Here is a 17,146-nt window from a genome sequence, read left to right on the forward strand (position 1 = left end):
GACAACGAATGGAGAGCTTTTGTATGAGCGCTGCTTTTAACGATTTCAAAGTCGCCGATATTTCCCTGGCCGATTGGGGCCGCAAAGAGCTGATCATCGCCGAATCCGAGATGCCGGCACTGATGGGCCTGCGTCGCAAGTACGCCGCCAGCCAACCGCTGAAAGGCGCCAAGATCCTCGGCTGCATCCACATGACCATCCAGACCGGCGTGCTGATCGAGACGCTGACCGCACTGGGCGCCGAAGTGCGCTGGTCCAGCTGCAACATCTTCTCCACCCAGGACCAGGCCGCTGCCGCCATCGCCGCCGCCGGCATTCCGGTGTTCGCCTGGAAAGGCGAGACCGAAGCAGAATACGAGTGGTGCATCGAGCAGACCATCCTCAAGGATGGCCAGCCATGGGACGCCAACATGGTGCTGGACGACGGCGGTGACCTGACCGAAATCCTGCACAAGAAATACCCGGCCATGCTGGACAAGATCCACGGCGTGACCGAGGAAACCACCACCGGCGTACACCGCCTGCTGGACATGCTCAAGGCCGGCACCCTGAAAGTCCCGGCGATCAACGTCAACGACGCGGTGACCAAGAGCAAGAACGACAACAAATACGGCTGCCGCCACAGCCTCAACGACGCCATCAAGCGCGGCACCGACCACCTGCTGTCCGGTAAGCAGGCCCTGGTGATCGGCTACGGCGACGTGGGCAAGGGCTCGGCTCAGTCGCTGCGCCAGGAAGGCATGATCGTCAAGGTTTCCGAGATCGACCCGATCTGCGCCATGCAGGCCTGCATGGACGGCTTCGAGCTGGTTTCGCCGTACAAGAACGGCATCAATGACGGCACCGACGCCAGCATCGACGCCGCCCTGCTGGGCAAGATCGACCTGATCGTCACCACCACCGGCAACGCCAACGTCTGTGACGCCGGCATGCTCAAAGCGCTCAAGGCCCGCGCCGTGGTGTGCAACATCGGTCACTTCGACAACGAGATCGACACCGCCTTCATGCGCAAGAACTGGGCCTGGGAAGAGGTCAAGCCGCAGGTGCACAAGATCCACCGCACCGGCGCTGGCACCTTCGACCCGCGCAATGACGACTACCTGATCCTGCTGGCCGAAGGCCGCCTGGTGAACCTGGGCAACGCCACTGGCCACCCGAGCCGCATCATGGACGGCTCGTTCGCCAACCAGGTGCTGGCGCAGATTTTCCTGTTCGAGCAGAAGTTCGCCGAGCTCTCCGCCGAGAAGAAGGCCGAGCGCCTGACCGTGGAAGTGCTGCCGAAGAAACTGGACGAAGAAGTCGCCCTGGAAATGGTCAAGGGCTTCGGTGGCGTGGTCACCCAACTGACCGCGAAACAGGCCGAGTACATCGGCGTGAGTGTCGAAGGCCCGTTCAAGCCGGACAGCTACCGCTACTAATGCCCTGTAGGGCGGGTTGCGTTGCATTGCGGCGCAACCCGCCAGCCAAGCCACTCTGCGGTGGGCCACGCCTTCGGCCAGCCCACCCTACGGGATAACCTTATGAGTCAAGAACGCCGTTACAGCTTCGAGTTCTTCCCGACCAAGACCGAAGCCGGGCATGAAAAACTGCTGGGCACTGCCCGCCAGTTGGCCACCTACAATCCGGATTTCTTTTCCTGCACCTACGGTGCTGGCGGCTCGACACGCGACCGCACGCTCAACACCGTGCTGCAGCTAGACGGCGACGTGAAGGTGCCCACCGCGCCGCACCTGTCCTGCGTCGGCGACAGCAAGGAAGAGCTGCGCAGCCTGCTCAACCTGTACAAGAACGCCGGCATCCGCCGCATCGTCGCCCTGCGCGGCGACCTGCCATCGGGCATGGGCATCGCCAGCGGTGAAATGCGCTACGCCAACGAACTGGTCGAGTTCATCCGCGCCGAAACCGGCGATCACTTCCACATCGAAGTCGCCGCCTACCCGGAAGTGCATCCGCAGGCACGCCACTTCGAGGATGACCTGAGCAACTTCGTGCGCAAGGCCCGCGCCGGTGCCGACAGCGCCATCACCCAGTATTTCTTCAGCGCCGACTGTTATTTCTATTTCGTCGAGCGCGTACGCAAGCTGGGCGTGGACATCCCGATCGTGCCGGGCATCATGCCGATCACCAACTACAGCAAGCTGGCGCGTTTCTCCGATGCCTGCGGCGCGGAAATCCCACGCTGGATTCGCAAGCAGCTGGAAGCCTACGCCGATGACCTAGACAGCATTCAGGCCTTCGGTACCGAGGTGGTCAGCGAGATGTGCGAGCGCCTGCTGCAAGGCGGCGCACCAGGGTTGCACTTCTATACCCTGAACCAGGCCGAGCCGAGCCTAGCGATCTGGAACAACCTGAAACTGCCGCGCTAAGCGTCACGTTTTCTGGTCTGGATAAGCCCCGGCATGCCGGGGCTTTTTCTTTGGCAAAGCAGGCGCAGCAGGGTACGTCATGCATGCCGAAGTCCTGCACGGGCTTGCTGATGCACACAGCGCAGTTTACGGCAGCAGAACGCAGCACCCCACTCGGCCCATTCGCACCAAATTGACGCACCACTCAGCCAGGCAACATTGACCGCCCCAGCCTGGCAACGGACACTACGCGACCTTTCGTACGGCCTGCCGACCCGCGCATATGCCTTCCCAGGCCATCGATTCACCTCACCGCAGCGCAACCTGAACCGGCTGCCTGCCAGGAACATCATGGCCATACGCAACAGAACCAACGCCACCATTTCTCCCCGGGGCAGCCTGGAAACCCTCTCCCAGCGTGAAGTCCAACAACTGCGCGAAACCGGCTCCGGCAGTGTCTACGCCCTGTTCCGCCAGTGCGCCCTGGCGATCCTCAATACCGGCGCGCACAGCGACAACGCCAAGACCATCCTCGAGGCCTACGCCGACTTCGAGATCCGCATTCATCAGCAGGATCGCGGCATTCGCCTGGAGCTGATCAACGCCCCGGCCGACGCGTTCGTCGATGGCGAGATGATCGCCAGCACCCGCGAAATGCTGTTCAGCGCCCTGCGTGACATCGTCTATACGCAGAGCGAACGCGAGAGCAAACGCGTCGACATCGACAGCTCGCAAGGCATCACCGACTACGTCTTCCACCTGCTGCGCAACGCCCACGCCCTGCGTGCCGGCGTGGAGCCGAAGATGGTGGTGTGCTGGGGCGGCCACTCGATCAGCAGCGATGAGTACAAGTACACCAAGAAGGTCGGCCACGAGCTGGGCCTGCGCAAACTCGACGTTTGCACCGGCTGCGGCCCCGGCGTGATGAAAGGCCCGATGAAGGGCGCAACCATCTCCCACACCAAGCAACGCATCATCGGTGCACGCTACCTGGGCCTGACCGAGCCCGGCATCATCGCCGCCGAGGCGCCCAACCCCATCGTCAACGAACTGGTGATCCTGCCGGATATCGAAAAACGCCTGGAAGCCTTCGTGCGTGTCGGCCACGGCATCATCATCTTCCCGGGCGGCGCCGGTACGGCGGAGGAATTCCTCTACCTGCTCGGCATCCTCATGCACCCGGACAACGCCGACCTGCCCTTCCCGCTGATCCTCACCGGGCCGAAAGGCGCCGCCGCCTACCTGCAACAGCTGCATGAGTTCATCGGCGCGACCCTCGGGGAAGCAGCGCAGGCACGCTACACGATGATCATCAATGACCCGGCCGAGGTCGCCCGGCAGATGGCACAGGGCATCAAGGCCGTCGAACGCTTCCGCCGCGAACGCAATGACGCCTTCCACTTCAACTGGTTGCTGAAGATCGACGAGGGCTTCCAGCGCCCCTTCGAACCGACCCACGCGGCCATGGCCAGCCTGAACCTGACCCGCGAACAACCCGCCCACGAGCTGGCCGCCAACCTGCGCCGCGCCTTCTCCGGCATCGTCGCCGGCAACGTCAAGGAACAGGGTATCCGGCTGATCGAAGCCCACGGTCCCTACGAGCTGCGCGGTGACAAGAGCATCATGCAACCACTGGATCGCCTGCTGCAGGCCTTCGTCGAACAGCACCGCATGAAGCTGCCGGGCGGCAGCGCCTATGTGCCGTGCTATCGGGTGGTGAGCTGAGAGACGATGAAACCCGCTGAGTGACAAGTCGCTCCCACACCTTCTGTGGGAGCGGACACGGTCGATCAGAAGTCGCCGCGCAGGGTCAGCATGTAGCTGCGCGGATCACCGAAGATGTTTCCGCGATCGAGTGCCGGGGCTGATACGTAATAATTGCGATCAAGCAGGTTTTCGCCGGTCAGGCTGACTTTCCAGTGCTCGTCGATTTTCCAGGCCACGCGTGCGTCCCAGATCGCACGGCCGGCTGCTCCGTACTCCACACCGGTCAGGGATTTGCTGCCAAAGCCTGACTGTGCGGAAACACCGGCGCCGAGGGTCAGGCGACTCCAATTGCCGGGCAAGGTGTAGCTGGTGCTGACTCGCGCGATATGTTTCGGCGTATCGACTGTCAGCGCCGTGGCGGAGCTGCTGCTGGTCATGTTGTAGGTGTAGCCCCCCATCACTTGCAGGCCGGGCAGTACTTCGCCACTGGCCTCGATGTCGACACCCTTGCTGCGCTGAATCGTCGCGTTGGTGTAGCAGGTGCCCCAGGCATCATTGCTGGCGCACTTGCCGGCGTTGGCCTTGTCTTCGGCAAGCACGTCTTCCTGTTTGACGTAGAACAGCGCCATGGACAGATTCAGGCGCTTGTCGAACAACTCACCCTTGATACCGGTTTCATAGTTCGTGCCGATAGCGGGGTCGAGAGGCGTGCCACCGACGTCGCGGTAATTGGCCTGGGGCTTGAAGATATCCGCGTAGCTGGCGTACCAGGACCAGTGCTGGTCGATGTCGTAGATAAGGCCGGCGAACGGGGTGAACTCCCGGTTCTGCCTGTTCGTATAGTCACCAGTGCCGAGCTTGGCGTCGAAATCATATTCGTACCAACTCAACCGGGTACCCAGCACCAGGCTCAATGGCTCGGCCAGACGCAGGCGGGTGCTGGCGTAGATGCCCTTGCGTTCCTCCACATACTCGGTGATCTGCGTCCAGGCGGGGCGGGCAGGTTCGGCGAAGGCATGGTGGTCGACATCGAAGATGTTGACCGGCACAGGCGTGGCAAGTCTTACCGGCGCGCGCTTCTCGGTCACATCCTGCCTGGACCAGCTGGCCCCCACGGTGAGCTGATGGGACAGACCGAAGGCATCGAAGCTACCCTCCAGGAAGCTGTCTACACCGGTGTTGCTGATGCGGGTGTCACGAAACTCGACCATGCGGAAGAACGAACCGGCCTGGGTGAGCGGATCGATGGTGCCCTGTGCATACGCGATCTTCTGATCGAAACCGCCTTCGGTATGGGCCACCGAGGTTCGGCTGGTCCAGTTGTCATTGAAGCGATGGGTGAGCTCGGTGAAGACCTCGTCCAGTTCCGTTTCATTGCGGTTCCAGTTTTGCGACAGCGATGTGGAACGCGACATGCCCAGCGCATTGCCATTGCTGTAGCGCGGCAGGTTGAAGATCGAATAGCCCCTGATATCGGTGCGCTGGCGGCGCAGGCTCAGGGTCAGCGTGGTGTCATCCGTCACGTCCGCCTCGAGGATGCCGTACAGCAACGGTGTCTTCGCATTCAGACCGTCGATGTAGGAGCCCTTGTCCTCGTAGGCAGCGACGAGGCGACCACGTAGCGTGCCTGCGTCATTGAGCCGGCCGCTGCCATCCAGGTCCAGGCGATAGTTGTCCCAGGAGCCCGCACGGGTCGTCACCGAGAACATCGGCTCGACCGTTGGGCGCTTGCGCACCAGGTTGACCGCACCACCCGGGCTGCCAGCACCGACCAGCAGGCCTGCCGCGCCACGCAGCACCTCGACCCGGTCATAGATGGCCATGTCGGCCGGCATCCAGCCGGTGAGGTTATAGGACAGGCCGGGAACGCCATCCATCATGTAGGCCTCTTCACCCAGTACGAAACCACGCGACTGGTACTGGTGAGAGCCGAAATTGCGCTGAGTGAAGGAAAGGCCCGGGGTCTTGGCCAGCACCTGGTCCAGCGTGATCAGGTTCTTATCGTCCATGAGCTGGCGGGTCATGATCGACACCGATTGCGGGGTTTCCCGCAGGGAGTGCGCCGATTTACCGATGGTCACCGCACCCGTGGTGTATGAGCCCGTGCGTTCTGTCGTGGTGCCCAGGCCCGCGCCAGTGACCGTCGTGGCGCCCAGCTCCATGGCGTTCCCGCTGGTGTCCACACGGCGGCTCAGCACATACACACCGTCCCCACGGCGCAGTGCTTCCAAGCCGGAGCCCGCCAGCAATGCGGCCAGCCCTTGCTCGGCGCTGTATGTGCCACGCAATCCGGGCGAGTCGAGGCCGCGGGTCAGCGCTGGGGAAAACTGGACGGTTACGCCTGCCTCGGCTGCAAAGCTATTCAACGCCTGGGTCAGGCTACCGGCACCGATCTGATAGCTGACAGCCTGTTCGGCCTGGGCGAACGTCGGCTGGGCTCCCAGCGCGACAGCCAGTAAAGAGAGCGCCAGCAATTGCCGGGGGCTGGTGGTTCGTTTCATCGAATCGACATCCTGATTGGTGGGCAGATTTCCCTGTTCAGGACTGACGAGATGGGAAAAAGGGCCAAACTATTTCTCGTTCGCACAAGAACCTGTTTCGGATCTCGCGAGCTAGAGCCAAACAAGGCGAAAGCGGCCGAGGAAGCGCAGTTTACGCGCTGTAAATGAGCATTCCGAAGCCGCTTTCAACGCAGTTGGGCCGACGCGCATCAGATCCGAGACAGGTTCTAAGAGACGAGCAGGCCCACTTAGCGTGCGCGCAGCGTAATCCAATAGCGGGTATGCCGTTCGACGGTGACAGGCAAGGTGTGTGGCAGGGCCGCGAGAATGGCCTCGGTGTTGTTCAGCTGGAAGGTACCGCTGATAGCCAGGCCAGCCACCTCCGGCGCACAGCGCAGCCAGCCGGCACGGTGACGACCGAGTTCCTCGACGAACTGGCCAAGTGGCATTTCATCGGCGATCAGCAGGCCGCGCGTCCAACTGGCGGCCGTTTCATCCAGCGCAGCCAGCGGCCCGACGGTGCTACTGGAGAAACTCGCCGGCTGCGCCGCAACCAGGGTGGCAGGCTGGCCACGATGCGGCTGGATACGGACGGAGCCGTCGAACACTGCCAGATGAGTAAGCGCCTGCTCGTCCAGGCGGCGCACGGCAAAGCGTGTGCCCAGCGCTTGCAGAATGCCCTGCGCCGTTTCCACCCGCAGAGGCCGATAATGGGACTGGCCAGCGTCCGCCCCGCTGTCGAGCAGCAGCTCGCCTCGGCGCAAGCGAATCAGTCGCTGCTCGTCGCTGAACAGCACGTCGACGGCAGTGTCGCTGTTGAGATGCAGGCGACTGCCATCGGCCAGTACCCATTCGCGACGCTCACCTACGCCGGTACGCAGATCAGCCAGCCATTGCTGACGCTCCAGTAATGCATGACTCGCGTAACCGACCGGCAGCAACGCGGCCAGCACCAGCAGGCCCTTGAGCGCCTGGCGGCGTTCCCGGTTGAGGGTGCCCATGGCCACGTCCGGCGGCAGCAGGCCGAGCTTGTCCTGTACGCGCAATACCCGCTGCCAGGCCCGTTCGTGCTCGGGGTCGGCGGCACGCCAGCTCGAACAGGCCTGCTGCTCAACGCCACTGGCCTGATTGCCGTGCATCAGCATCAGCCAATGCGCGGCCTGGCGGGCAACCTCACGGCTGATCGGCGCTTCGCCAGCTGGCATCAGAGCGCGCCCTCGAACAGGATGCAGGCTTCGAAGGCACACGCCATATGGCGCTTGACCGTTCGTTCGCTGATGCCCAACTGGCGGGAGATCTGTGCATAGTTCAACCCCTCCAGCTGCGCCAGCAGGAATACCGTGCGCACCATGGGCTTGAACCCGTCGAGCAGTTCATCCAGTGCCAGCAGGGTTTCGCGCATCTGCCACTGCTCTTCCGGCGAGAGCGCAAAGGCTTCGGGCATCAGCGCCAACGTGTCCAGGTAGGCCTGTTCGAGCGACTGACGGCGGAAATGGTCGTAGACCAACCGCCGACCGACCGTCGCCAGGTAGGCGCGCGGGCGCTGCAGGCTCAGGCTCTCACCCGTTTTGCGTTGTGCCTGGAGCAGGCGCACAAAGGTGTCCTGGGCCAGATCGGCAGCCTGGGTGGTGCAGCCGAGCCGCCGGTACAACCAGCTTTTCAGCCAACCATTGTGCTCTGCATACAGAAGCCCAAGACGATCATCGCTCACGAGCAGGCCCTCAAATGAAGCGCGAAAGATAATTGATAATAATTCTCATATCAACGCTTATGGGTTAGCCTTTCGCGGCGCCATGCCTGCACCTTCTGCCTATCTCTTTCCCGAGCAGCCCTGCCGCCAGAAGCCCAGGACGTCTCTGTTCCGGTAGCTGGCAGCGGCAGCAGGACCACGAATTCACGCAATATAGTTGACAGTATCAACAGATAAAATTAAGTTGATACTGTCAACTTAATGGACGCTGCAATGAACGCTCGCTACCTGGCCGACCCCCTCCAGCAACTGACACATGCCTATAAGGCTCATTTGCGCCGGGCGATCCAGAAAACTGGCATTGCCTTGCCAGTCACCCATGTTCGCGCCCTCAAGGGCATCGCCACTATTCCCGACTGCACGGCCCTGGCCCTGGCCTCGCGGATGCGCCGCGACAAGGCGCAGATCACCCGCGTTCTCAACGACCTGCTCGAGGCCGCGATGATCATCAAGCATGACAACCCGACAGACCGCCGCAGCCAATGGCTGACCCTCAGCCCAGCAGGGGAAGCCGTCATGCAGCAGGTCATGAAGCTCGAAGCCGCGGCCGCCCGGCGTATGACTACCGGCCTGAGCACCGAGCAAGTCGACACCTTCATCCAGTTGGCCCGCCGCATGGCCGACAATCTGAACGACGATCAGGAGTAACCCATGTCCCGTCCCGCGCCACGCACCCTGCATGTCATCGCATCCCGGTACGTCACCCCGCACATGCTCAGGGTTACCCTGGGCGGCCCCAACATCAGCGAGTTCCCGGCTGACCAGGAAAGCGCCTATATCAAGCTGATCTTCCCGCTGGCCGACAACCCGCGCGGCCTGATGCGCACCTACACCGTGCGTCATCAGCGCGCCGATGCCTTCGATGTCGATTTCGTGCTGCATGAAGAAGCCGGCCCGGCCTCCCACTGGGCCAAGCACGCCCGTCCCGGCGACAGCATCCTGATCGGCGGTCCCGGCCCGAAGAAGCTGGTCGACAACAGTGCCGACTGGTTCCTGATCGCAGGCGACATGACCGCCCTGCCGGCCATCAGCGTCAACCTCGAACAATTGCCGGCCAATGCCCAGGGCCATGCGGTGATCGAAGTGATCAGCGAAGACGACATTCAACCGCTGGAGCATCCCGCCGGCCTGCAGGTTCACTGGCTGGTCAATGCCCAGTCGGGCGAACGCAGCGAGGTGCTCGCCGACCACGTGCGCCAGCTCGACTGGCTGCCTGGCCGCCCGAGCATCTGGGCCGCCTGCGAGTTCTCCGGCATGCGCGCCCTGCGCCGGCACCTGAAGGATGAACGCCAGGTCGACAGGAAGGATCTGTACATTTCCAGCTACTGGAAACTGGGCAGCAGCGAAGACCAGCACAAGGTCGCCAAGCGTGAGGATGCCGACACCGAGGGCGCCTGAGCCGGTGTCGATTCATCCTCTCGACGGTAGCTGCGCAGACCTTCGGGTCTGTTATACTCCGCCAACCCGCTACGCTTACGCCCGGATGCACGGCTACCTAATTGCCTTGCAGGACCGGACGGGATCGCCCCCCACAAGCGATTCGAGCAAGGCACATTCCCATCGGGCTTTCGCCCCACACAGACAGGATGACTCATGTCCTTTGTTTCCCTCGGTCTCTCCGAGGCTTTAGCCGGTGCCGTAGAAGCTGCAGGCTACACCCAGCCCACTCCGGTGCAACAGCGGGCGATTCCCGCCGTGTTGCAAGGTCGCGATCTGATGGTCGCCGCCCAGACGGGCACTGGCAAAACCGGCGGCTTCGCCCTTCCGGTCCTCGAACGTCTCTTTCCAGGCGGTCATCCCGATAAATCCCAGCGTCATGGCCCGCGTCAACCGCGCGTCCTGGTGCTTACCCCGACTCGCGAGCTGGCGGCCCAGGTGCACGACAGCTTCAAGGTCTATGCCCGTGACCTGCCACTGGTCAGCGCCTGCATCTTCGGCGGCGTCGGCATGAACCCGCAGGTGCAGGCCATGGCCAAGGGCGTCGACGTCCTCGTCGCCTGCCCCGGTCGCCTGCTCGACCTCGCCGGCCAAGGCAGCGTCGACCTCTCCCATGTGGAAATCCTCGTCCTCGACGAAGCCGACCGCATGCTCGACATGGGCTTCATCCATGACGTGAAGAAGGTCCTCGCCAGATTACCGGCACAACGGCAGAACCTGCTGTTCTCGGCGACCTTCTCCAAGGACATCACCGACCTGGCCGGCAAGCTGCTGCACAACCCGGAACGCATCGAAGTCACGCCGCCGAACACTACGGTCGAGCGTATCGAACAACGCGTGTTCCGCCTGCAGGCCAGCCACAAGCGCGCCTTGCTCGCTCACCTGATCACCCAGGGCGCCTGGGAACAGGTGCTGGTCTTCACCCGCACCAAGCACGGTGCCAACCGCCTGGCCGAATACCTCGACAAGCATGGCCTGCCAGCGGTGGCAATCCACGGCAACAAGAGCCAGAACGCCCGCACCAAGGCCCTGGCCGACTTCAAGGCCAACCAGGTGCGCATCCTGGTCGCCACCGACATCGCCGCGCGCGGCCTGGACATCGACCAGTTGCCCCATGTGGTCAACTTCGAGCTGCCCAACGTCGAAGAAGACTACGTACACCGCATCGGCCGTACCGGTCGTGCCGGCCGCAGTGGTGAGGCGATCTCGCTGGTCGCACCGGACGAGGAGAAACTGCTCAAGGGCATCGAACGGATGACCAAGCAGAAGATCCCGGACGGCGACACCATGGGCTTCGACCCAAGCACCGTGGAAGTGGAAAAGCCCGAAGTTCGCGGCCCGCGCCCAGAGCGCCAGCCTCGTGCCGACCGCCCGCAACGTGAGCGCAACAACGGCGCCAGTAACAATGCAGCCGCCGACAGCGCGGGCGGTGAAGGCAAGGAAAAACGCTCGCGCAACCGTCGCGGCGGCAAGAACAAGGAACGCGTACCAGGCCAGGCACCAGGCAACCAGCCCGCGCGTCAGCCGCGCCAGCAACAGGCCTCGGCAGCGCCTGTGCAACCCAACCCCAATCGCGACCCGGAAGAATTCCTCGACGACGATTTCGACAACTTCGGCAACCGTGCGGACTACGTACCTGCGCAACCGCCCAAGCCACAGGGGCGCAATCCGCGTCGCCCAGGTCAGGGCCAGGGACAAGCACCCCAAGGGCGCACACCGAACAACCGTGGCCAAGGTGGTCAGCCACGCCAGGGCGGTGCTAGCCAGGGCAATGGCAAGGCGAAGCCAGGTGGCGGGCAACGCCAGGGGCAGGGACGTAATGGCTCCGGCCAAGGCCGTGGCGCCGGTGGTGGTCGCCGCATCGACTCGATGCCGCGTGACCGTCAGGAACCTGCCGTGCAGGACAGCCGTACGGTCAAGCAGCCGCTGATCATCCGCAAGGGTGAACGCCTGCCTACCGCTGAACAGCTCGATCAGTTGTCGGACAACCGCCCACGTGGCGAGAAGCCTGCCCTGCTGACACGTCGTACCGAGACGCCAGCCGAATAAGCCTGCGTCGATGTTGAACGAAAAGCCGGGCATGCCCGGCTTTTTCATGCCTGCTCGTAATGTCATGCCCCTGAAAAGATCCGTACCCGGCATCCCGCATTGCCTGTCTGCGCCCACGCGCCAATCAATGAACACCATGAAAAAAGCCGGCGCTAGGCCGGCTTCTTTCATGCAGCGATGAGTCAGTTACTGGCGCACGCCCTCAACCGACAGGATCAGCTCGACCGACTGGGAAGCCGGGCCCGGGCCCTGAATGTTGAAGTCTTTCAGTTGCAGGGTGGTGCTGCCTTCGAAGCCGGCACGGTAGCCGCCCCATGGGTCCTTGCCTTCGCCGAGGAACTTGGCCTGGATCACCACGGGCTTGGTCACGCCGTTGAGGGTCAGGTTGCCGGTGATGTCGGCAGTGCCTTCGCCGGTCGACTTGACGGCGGTAGACTCGAACGTCGAGGTTGGGTTCTTGCTGGTGTTCAGGAAGTCAGGACCACGCAGGTGCTTGTCACGCTCGGCATGGTTGGAGTCAAGGCTGGCGGTGTTGATCTTGACGCTGACCTTGCTAGCTTCCGGTGCCTTGGCATCGAAGCTGAAGCTGCCGTCGAAGTCCTTGAAGGTGCCGTACAGCCAGCTGTAGCCCAGGTGGCTGATCTTGAAGTTGATGAACGCGTGTTGGCCTTCCTTGTCGATGGCGTAGTCGGCAGCCATGGCCTGGCCGGCGAACAGGGCTGCGCCCAGGGTCAGAGCCGCGAGGGATTTCTTGAGCATCGTCTATCTCCTTGAGGTTACTTGCGGGTACGGCCGAGCATGCGCACAAGCGTCGCATCACGGTCGATGAAATGGTGTTTGAGAGCGGCCAGGGCATGCAGGCCAGCGAAAATCACCAGCCCCCAGGCGAGGTATTCATGCACCAGGCCAGCCACGTCGGCCTGCTGAGGAATGCTGGTGATGGTCGCCGGCACCTCGAACAGGCCGAAGACACTGATGCCACGATTATCAGCGGTCGAGATCAGGTAACCGGAGATCATCAGGACGAACAAACCGAGGTAGAGAAAGGCATGCCCGGCTTTCGACGCGATGCGGGTCAGCGGGCCGTGATTGGCGGGCGCTGGCGGTGGTGGGCTGAGGAAGCGCCAGAGCAGGCGTAACAACATCACCGCGAACAGGGTCAGGCCAATGCCCTTGTGCAGCTCCGGCGCGGTGTGACGCCAGCTGCTGTAGTAATCGAGGCCGACCATCCACAGGCCGAGCCCGAACAGACCCAATACCACCACCGCCACAACCCAGTGCAACACGATGCTGGTCAGGCCGTAGCGGGAGGTCGAATTACGCCATTGCATGGATAAGAATTCCGAGAAAAACGATGGCTCAAGCCTAGCGGCAAATTCATCGAATTAAAGCGGAATTTTTCGCTTCGAAATATCGAGTAAACAGATATATCAAAAACAAGAAGAAAAACCGTTGCACCGAGTGCAGCAGGCGAACCAGAGCGGCTCCCTGCCGCTCCGGATCACAGGAACAGGTGCGCGCAAAAATCGCACCTGCCCATCCAAACACCCTTACTTCAGTTGGTAAGGAATTCCCCAGCGCGATGGCTGTTTGACAGGCTTGGCCAGGATTTCCGGCTCCTGATAGCGCATCGCTTTCAGCACGGCACTCATGCCGGTATACCCATACTTGGCCGGGTCGGACGCATTGCGCCAATCCTCGAGCGAGGTGGACATCCGGGTAAACGTGACGCTGTCCAACTCGCAGCGGACATCATTCGCCGCCACCTGCTTGCAACTGTCGGCGGAGTAATTGCTGATCGGCGGGTCGGCATAGAAACCATCGACCAGCAGAACCTCGCCAGGCTTGATGGTGAAACGGGCAAAATCCTTTTTCAGGCTAACGGTCACCATGGCGCCGGCCACGTCCTTCTTCTGGGTGACGCTGCGATAGCCCGCTGGGTCCCTGAGCTCGGTCACCTCCTGCTTGAATTTCTGGGAGCTTACGCAGGCACCACTCATGACATGCACCGCCGTGCAGCCCGTCCAGCTCTCGGTGCGGGTGCCATATGATGCATCGCGCCACTCAACCGCCTTGTTGAACTCGGCAAAGTTGGTCTTGGTCAGGACGACCTGACCCAAGGCAGAAGGTTTGATCGGTTTGGGCAGGCTCAACTGCGGGTTCGGTATCTCGGTACGCGGCAATTGATAATTCGCGCCCGACAGGCGGTAGGTACCGGGCGAGACGATATAGACCTGATAAAGCACGCGCCCGAATACCGTCTGGTAGAAGTTGCCGGTTGGACCGATATCGAAGGCGCGCCGCGAATTGCCTACGGTCAGATGCGCTTCAGGATCATTGATGTTCGTCCACTGCGTTGCAGACCAGCGAATGCGCTGAAATTCGGCGGCGACATCAGGGTCGTTGAAATCCCCCATCGGGTCGGCATCCAGATTGATCGTGGTGGTGACCACCACAGCCTGCCCGCTCTGCACTGCCGACTGAATCAATTCATCGGTTGCCTGCTTCAACTGCAGGGCCTGGGCCTCGACATCATCCTGCGTAGGCGGAAGCGGGCCACAACCCGCCACTGAGAGCAGCCCACCGATGGCAGCCGCAGACAATAACCCCTTCATATCCTTACCTCTACGCGGAAAAACGAGTCGTGCCTCGTGCACACTCTTTGGGAATCGCTCGTGTATGAAAATCGTCAGGCAATAGTAGACGAGGGCTGGGCAGGCAAACTGCCAACCGGTCGAGCCTGAGAGAACGTGCTCGCCCTACGAGCGGCTACAGGGACGAACGGCAAATCTGCCTCTGCCCAAACATCTGTCTGCCGCCAGGCGGCTGCACGCGGTACGAATCCAGCGCTCGCATCTGCTAGCCTGTGCGGCCGGCAATTGGGAGACCCGCCATGAGTTTGAATGACCAGTGGATACAGCGTGACTTGAAGGTCCTGTGGCATCCCTGCACACAGATGAAAGATCACGAGCGCCTACCGCTGGTGCCAATCAAGCGCGGCGACGGCGTGTGGCTGGAAGACTTCGACGGCAAGCGCTATCTCGACGCGGTCAGCTCCTGGTGGGTCAACGTCTTCGGCCATGGCAACCCGCGCATCAACCAGCGCATCCGCGACCAGCTCGACAGTCTCGAACACGTGATGCTGGCCGGCTTCACCCACCCGCCGGTGATCGAACTCTCCGAGCGCCTGGTGCAGATCACCCCAGCTGGGCTGGACCGGGTGTTCTACGCCGACAACGGCTCCTCGGGCATCGAGGTGGCGCTGAAGATGAGCTACCACTACTGGCTCAACTGCGGGCAGCCGGCGAAGAAGCGCTTCGTCACCCTGAGCAACAGCTACCACGGCGAAACCGTGGCGGCGATGTCGGTAGGTGACGTCGCCCTGTTCACCGACACCTACAAGTCGCTGCTGCTCGATACGATCAAAGTGCCCAGCCCGGACTGCTACCTGCGCCCCGAGGGCATGAGCTGGGAAGAACACTCGCGCAACCTGTTCGCGGCCATGGAACAGACCCTGGCCGACCACCACCACGAAGTCGCGGCGGTGATCGTCGAGCCGCTGATCCAGGGTGCCGGTGGCATGCGCATGTACCACCCGGTCTATCTGACCCTGCTGCGCGAGGCCTGCAACCGCTATGGCGTGCACCTGATCCACGACGAAATCGCCGTCGGCTTCGGCCGCACCGGGACGATGTTCGCCTGCGAGCAGGCCGGCATTTCCCCGGATTTCCTCGTGCTGTCCAAGGCGCTCACCGGCGGCTACCTGCCGATGGCCGCCGTGCTCACCACAAACACCGTGTACCAGGCCTTCTACGACGACTACGCCACCCTGCGCGCCTTCCTGCATTCGCACACCTACACCGGCAACCCGCTGGCCTGCGCCGCTGCCCTGGCGACGCTGGACATCTTCGCCGAGGACAACGTGATCGAGGCCAACAAGGCCCTGAGCGCACGCATGGCCAGCGCCACCGCGCACCTGGTCGATCACCCGCATGTGGCCGAAGTGCGCCAGACCGGTATGGCCCTGGCCATCGAAATGGTGCAGGACAAACCCAGCAAGACGGCCTACTCGTGGCAAGAGCGTCGCGGCTTGCGGGTCTACCAGCATGCTCTGGAGCGCGGCGCTCTGCTGCGCCCGCTGGGCAGTGTGGTGTACTTCCTGCCGCCCTACGTGATTACCCCGGAGCAGATCGACTTCCTTGCCGAAGTGGCCAGCGAAGGCATCGACATCGCCACCCGCACCTCGGTCAGCGTCGCCGTACACGGCGACCTCTACCCCAACCACCGCGACCCGGGCTGAAGGCCGCGGTAAGCTCACGCTGATCGTTCCCACGCTCCGCGTGGGAATGCAGCCAACCGATGCTCCGCGTCGGCGGGACGCGGAGCGTCCCCGGAGGGACTCTAACGCCGGAGCGGGGGAACCATCACCGTCGCCATCCGGGTAAATGCAGGGTGGAGGACGCGCGGCTCATCCGTCGCAGCGCTAGCTGGTGGACGCATGGAGCGCCGCCCCACCCTATTCCTCCCTCCGCAGCCCCGCCCCGCACGCGCCACGGTGCGCAGGCCGCAACCTACGGCTAGAATGCACGCCTCTGTTCCAGGTTCTTGTCCCATGCGCCTATCCCGCTTCTTCATCGATGCCCCGCTCTCCCTCGGCCAGCACGAGCTGCCCGAAGCCCAGGCCCACTACATCGGTCGCGTGCTGCGCCATGCAGTGGGCGATGCCGTGCAACTGTTCGACGGCAGCGGCCAGGAGTACCTCGGCGAACTGATCGAAGTGGGCAAGAAGAACGTGCGCGTCGAACTGCGCGAGCAGTTCGACGGCCAGGCCGAATCAGCGCTACGCGTACACCTCGGCCAGGGCCTGTCACGTGGTGAACGTATGGACTGGGCGATCCAGAAGGCCACCGAGTTGGGTGCTGCCGAGATCAGCCCGATCGTCTCCGATCGCTGCGAAGTGCGCCTCAAGGATGAGCGCGCCGACAAGCGCATGGCCCACTGGCGCCAGGTGGCGATCAGCGCCTGCGAGCAATGCGGCCGCTCGGTACTGCCGGTCATCCATCCGCCCATCCTGCTGACCGACTGGCTACAGCAGGCCGATGCCGACCTCAAGCTGGTGCTGCATCCGGTTGCCGAGCCGCTGGCCAGCCACGCACGGCCGACCACCCTGGCCTTCCTCATCGGCCCCGAAGGTGGCCTGAGCGATGCCGAAGTCGCCCAAGCCCAGGCCGCCAGCTTCCACTCTGCGCGACTCGGCCCTCGTGTGCTGCGCACCGAAACCGCTCCGGTGGTGGCACTCAGCGTCGCCCAGCAGCTGTGGGGCGATTTCGCCTGACGTGCCTCACCGGCTTTACAGG

At 62.8% G+C, this 17,146-nt stretch carries 14 protein-coding genes; 8 read left to right on the forward strand and 6 right to left on the reverse strand.

The window, feature by feature from the left end:
- Positions 1-8: 8 nt before the first annotated feature.
- From ahcY to ppnN, 3 genes are all read left to right on the forward strand, one after another.
- Positions 9-1,418, forward strand: a complete 1,410-nt coding sequence (gene ahcY / locus ACWPW0_RS21010) for an adenosylhomocysteinase (RefSeq protein ID WP_454256446.1) — start codon at positions 9-11, stop codon at positions 1,416-1,418.
- Between the two features lie 102 nt (positions 1,419-1,520).
- Positions 1,521-2,366 (forward strand): methylenetetrahydrofolate reductase [NAD(P)H], encoded by an 846-nt coding sequence (gene metF, locus ACWPW0_RS21015; protein ID WP_447594752.1) that lies wholly within the window; start codon positions 1,521-1,523, stop codon positions 2,364-2,366.
- Positions 2,367-2,696: 330 nt separating this feature from the next.
- On the forward strand, positions 2,697-4,070 hold the full coding sequence (gene ppnN / locus ACWPW0_RS21020; RefSeq protein ID WP_447594754.1) for a nucleotide 5'-monophosphate nucleosidase PpnN: 1,374 nt from the start codon (positions 2,697-2,699) through the stop codon (positions 4,068-4,070).
- A 65-nt stretch (positions 4,071-4,135) separates the two neighbouring features.
- On the opposite strand, the gene ACWPW0_RS21025 is transcribed toward ppnN, so the two are convergent.
- From ACWPW0_RS21025 to ACWPW0_RS21035, 3 genes are all read right to left on the reverse strand, one after another.
- Positions 4,136-6,553 carry a TonB-dependent siderophore receptor gene (locus ACWPW0_RS21025; RefSeq protein ID WP_454256447.1) on the reverse strand — a complete coding sequence of 806 codons (2,418 nt, stop codon included), beginning with the start codon at positions 6,551-6,553 and terminating at the stop codon, positions 4,136-4,138.
- Positions 6,554-6,801: 248 nt separating this feature from the next.
- Positions 6,802-7,758 carry a FecR domain-containing protein gene (locus tag ACWPW0_RS21030; protein ID WP_454256448.1) on the reverse strand — a complete coding sequence of 319 codons (957 nt, stop codon included), beginning with the start codon at positions 7,756-7,758 and terminating at the stop codon, positions 6,802-6,804.
- Positions 7,758-8,264: a sigma-70 family RNA polymerase sigma factor gene (locus tag ACWPW0_RS21035; RefSeq protein ID WP_454256449.1), complete on the reverse strand. Its 507-nt coding sequence runs from the start codon at positions 8,262-8,264 to the stop codon at positions 7,758-7,760. Before ACWPW0_RS21035 ends, ACWPW0_RS21030 begins: the two co-directional genes overlap by 1 nt.
- A gap of 252 nt (positions 8,265-8,516) precedes the next feature.
- Between ACWPW0_RS21035 and ACWPW0_RS21040 the strand changes: the two genes are divergently transcribed.
- The 3 genes from ACWPW0_RS21040 to ACWPW0_RS21050 all read left to right on the forward strand — a co-directional run bounded on the left by ACWPW0_RS21040 (position 8,517) and on the right by ACWPW0_RS21050 (position 11,789).
- On the forward strand, positions 8,517-8,951 hold the full coding sequence (locus tag ACWPW0_RS21040) for a MarR family winged helix-turn-helix transcriptional regulator (RefSeq protein WP_454256450.1): 435 nt from the start codon (positions 8,517-8,519) through the stop codon (positions 8,949-8,951).
- A 3-nt stretch (positions 8,952-8,954) separates the two neighbouring features.
- On the forward strand, positions 8,955-9,701 hold the full coding sequence (locus ACWPW0_RS21045) for a siderophore-interacting protein (RefSeq protein ID WP_447594763.1): 747 nt from the start codon (positions 8,955-8,957) through the stop codon (positions 9,699-9,701).
- Between the two features lie 195 nt (positions 9,702-9,896).
- The gene (locus ACWPW0_RS21050) at positions 9,897-11,789 is read left to right on the forward strand and encodes a DEAD/DEAH box helicase (protein WP_454256451.1); all 1,893 of its coding nucleotides are present in this window, start codon (positions 9,897-9,899) and stop codon (positions 11,787-11,789) included.
- Between the two features lie 186 nt (positions 11,790-11,975).
- On the opposite strand, the gene ACWPW0_RS21055 is transcribed toward ACWPW0_RS21050, so the two are convergent.
- The 3 genes from ACWPW0_RS21055 to ACWPW0_RS21065 all read right to left on the reverse strand — a co-directional run bounded on the left by ACWPW0_RS21055 (position 11,976) and on the right by ACWPW0_RS21065 (position 14,446).
- Positions 11,976-12,548, reverse strand: a complete 573-nt coding sequence (locus ACWPW0_RS21055) for a YceI family protein (protein WP_447594767.1) — start codon at positions 12,546-12,548, stop codon at positions 11,976-11,978.
- Between the two features lie 17 nt (positions 12,549-12,565).
- On the reverse strand, positions 12,566-13,120 hold the full coding sequence (locus tag ACWPW0_RS21060; protein ID WP_454256452.1) for a cytochrome b: 555 nt from the start codon (positions 13,118-13,120) through the stop codon (positions 12,566-12,568).
- A gap of 219 nt (positions 13,121-13,339) precedes the next feature.
- Positions 13,340-14,446, reverse strand: a complete 1,107-nt coding sequence (locus ACWPW0_RS21065) for a hypothetical protein (protein WP_454256453.1) — start codon at positions 14,444-14,446, stop codon at positions 13,340-13,342.
- 236 nt (positions 14,447-14,682) lie between these two features.
- On the opposite strand from ACWPW0_RS21065, the gene ACWPW0_RS21070 reads away from it, so the two are divergent.
- Together ACWPW0_RS21070 and ACWPW0_RS21075 are read left to right on the forward strand one after the other, a co-directional pair.
- A complete protein-coding gene (locus ACWPW0_RS21070) occupies positions 14,683-16,089 on the forward strand; it encodes an adenosylmethionine--8-amino-7-oxononanoate transaminase (RefSeq protein ID WP_454256454.1) in 1,407 nt (468 codons plus the stop codon).
- Between the two features lie 312 nt (positions 16,090-16,401).
- Entirely contained in the window at positions 16,402-17,124 is a 723-nt protein-coding gene (locus ACWPW0_RS21075; protein ID WP_454256455.1) for a 16S rRNA (uracil(1498)-N(3))-methyltransferase, read from the forward strand.
- The last annotated feature ends 22 nt before the right edge of the window (positions 17,125-17,146 follow it).

It is taken from the genome of Pseudomonas sp. Marseille-Q8238 (genome assembly GCF_965111915.1).

Coding starts and splice junctions, on each gene's coding strand:
- ACWPW0_RS21070 (WP_454256454.1), top strand. CDS start 14,683: ATGAGTTTGAATGACCAGTGGATACAGCGTGACTTGAAGGTCCTGTGG.
- ACWPW0_RS21030 (WP_454256448.1), bottom strand. CDS start 7,758: ATGCCAGCTGGCGAAGCGCCGATCAGCCGTGAGGTTGCCCGCCAGGCC.
- ACWPW0_RS21060 (WP_454256452.1), bottom strand. CDS start 13,120: ATGCAATGGCGTAATTCGACCTCCCGCTACGGCCTGACCAGCATCGTG.
- ACWPW0_RS21025 (WP_454256447.1), bottom strand. CDS start 6,553: ATGAAACGAACCACCAGCCCCCGGCAATTGCTGGCGCTCTCTTTACTG.
- ACWPW0_RS21040 (WP_454256450.1), top strand. CDS start 8,517: ATGAACGCTCGCTACCTGGCCGACCCCCTCCAGCAACTGACACATGCC.
- ACWPW0_RS21055 (WP_447594767.1), bottom strand. CDS start 12,548: ATGCTCAAGAAATCCCTCGCGGCTCTGACCCTGGGCGCAGCCCTGTTC.
- metF (WP_447594752.1), top strand. CDS start 1,521: ATGAGTCAAGAACGCCGTTACAGCTTCGAGTTCTTCCCGACCAAGACC.
- ACWPW0_RS21075 (WP_454256455.1), top strand. CDS start 16,402: ATGCGCCTATCCCGCTTCTTCATCGATGCCCCGCTCTCCCTCGGCCAG.
- ACWPW0_RS21045 (WP_447594763.1), top strand. CDS start 8,955: ATGTCCCGTCCCGCGCCACGCACCCTGCATGTCATCGCATCCCGGTAC.
- ACWPW0_RS21050 (WP_454256451.1), top strand. CDS start 9,897: ATGTCCTTTGTTTCCCTCGGTCTCTCCGAGGCTTTAGCCGGTGCCGTA.
- ahcY (WP_454256446.1), top strand. CDS start 9: ATGGAGAGCTTTTGTATGAGCGCTGCTTTTAACGATTTCAAAGTCGCC.
- ppnN (WP_447594754.1), top strand. CDS start 2,697: ATGGCCATACGCAACAGAACCAACGCCACCATTTCTCCCCGGGGCAGC.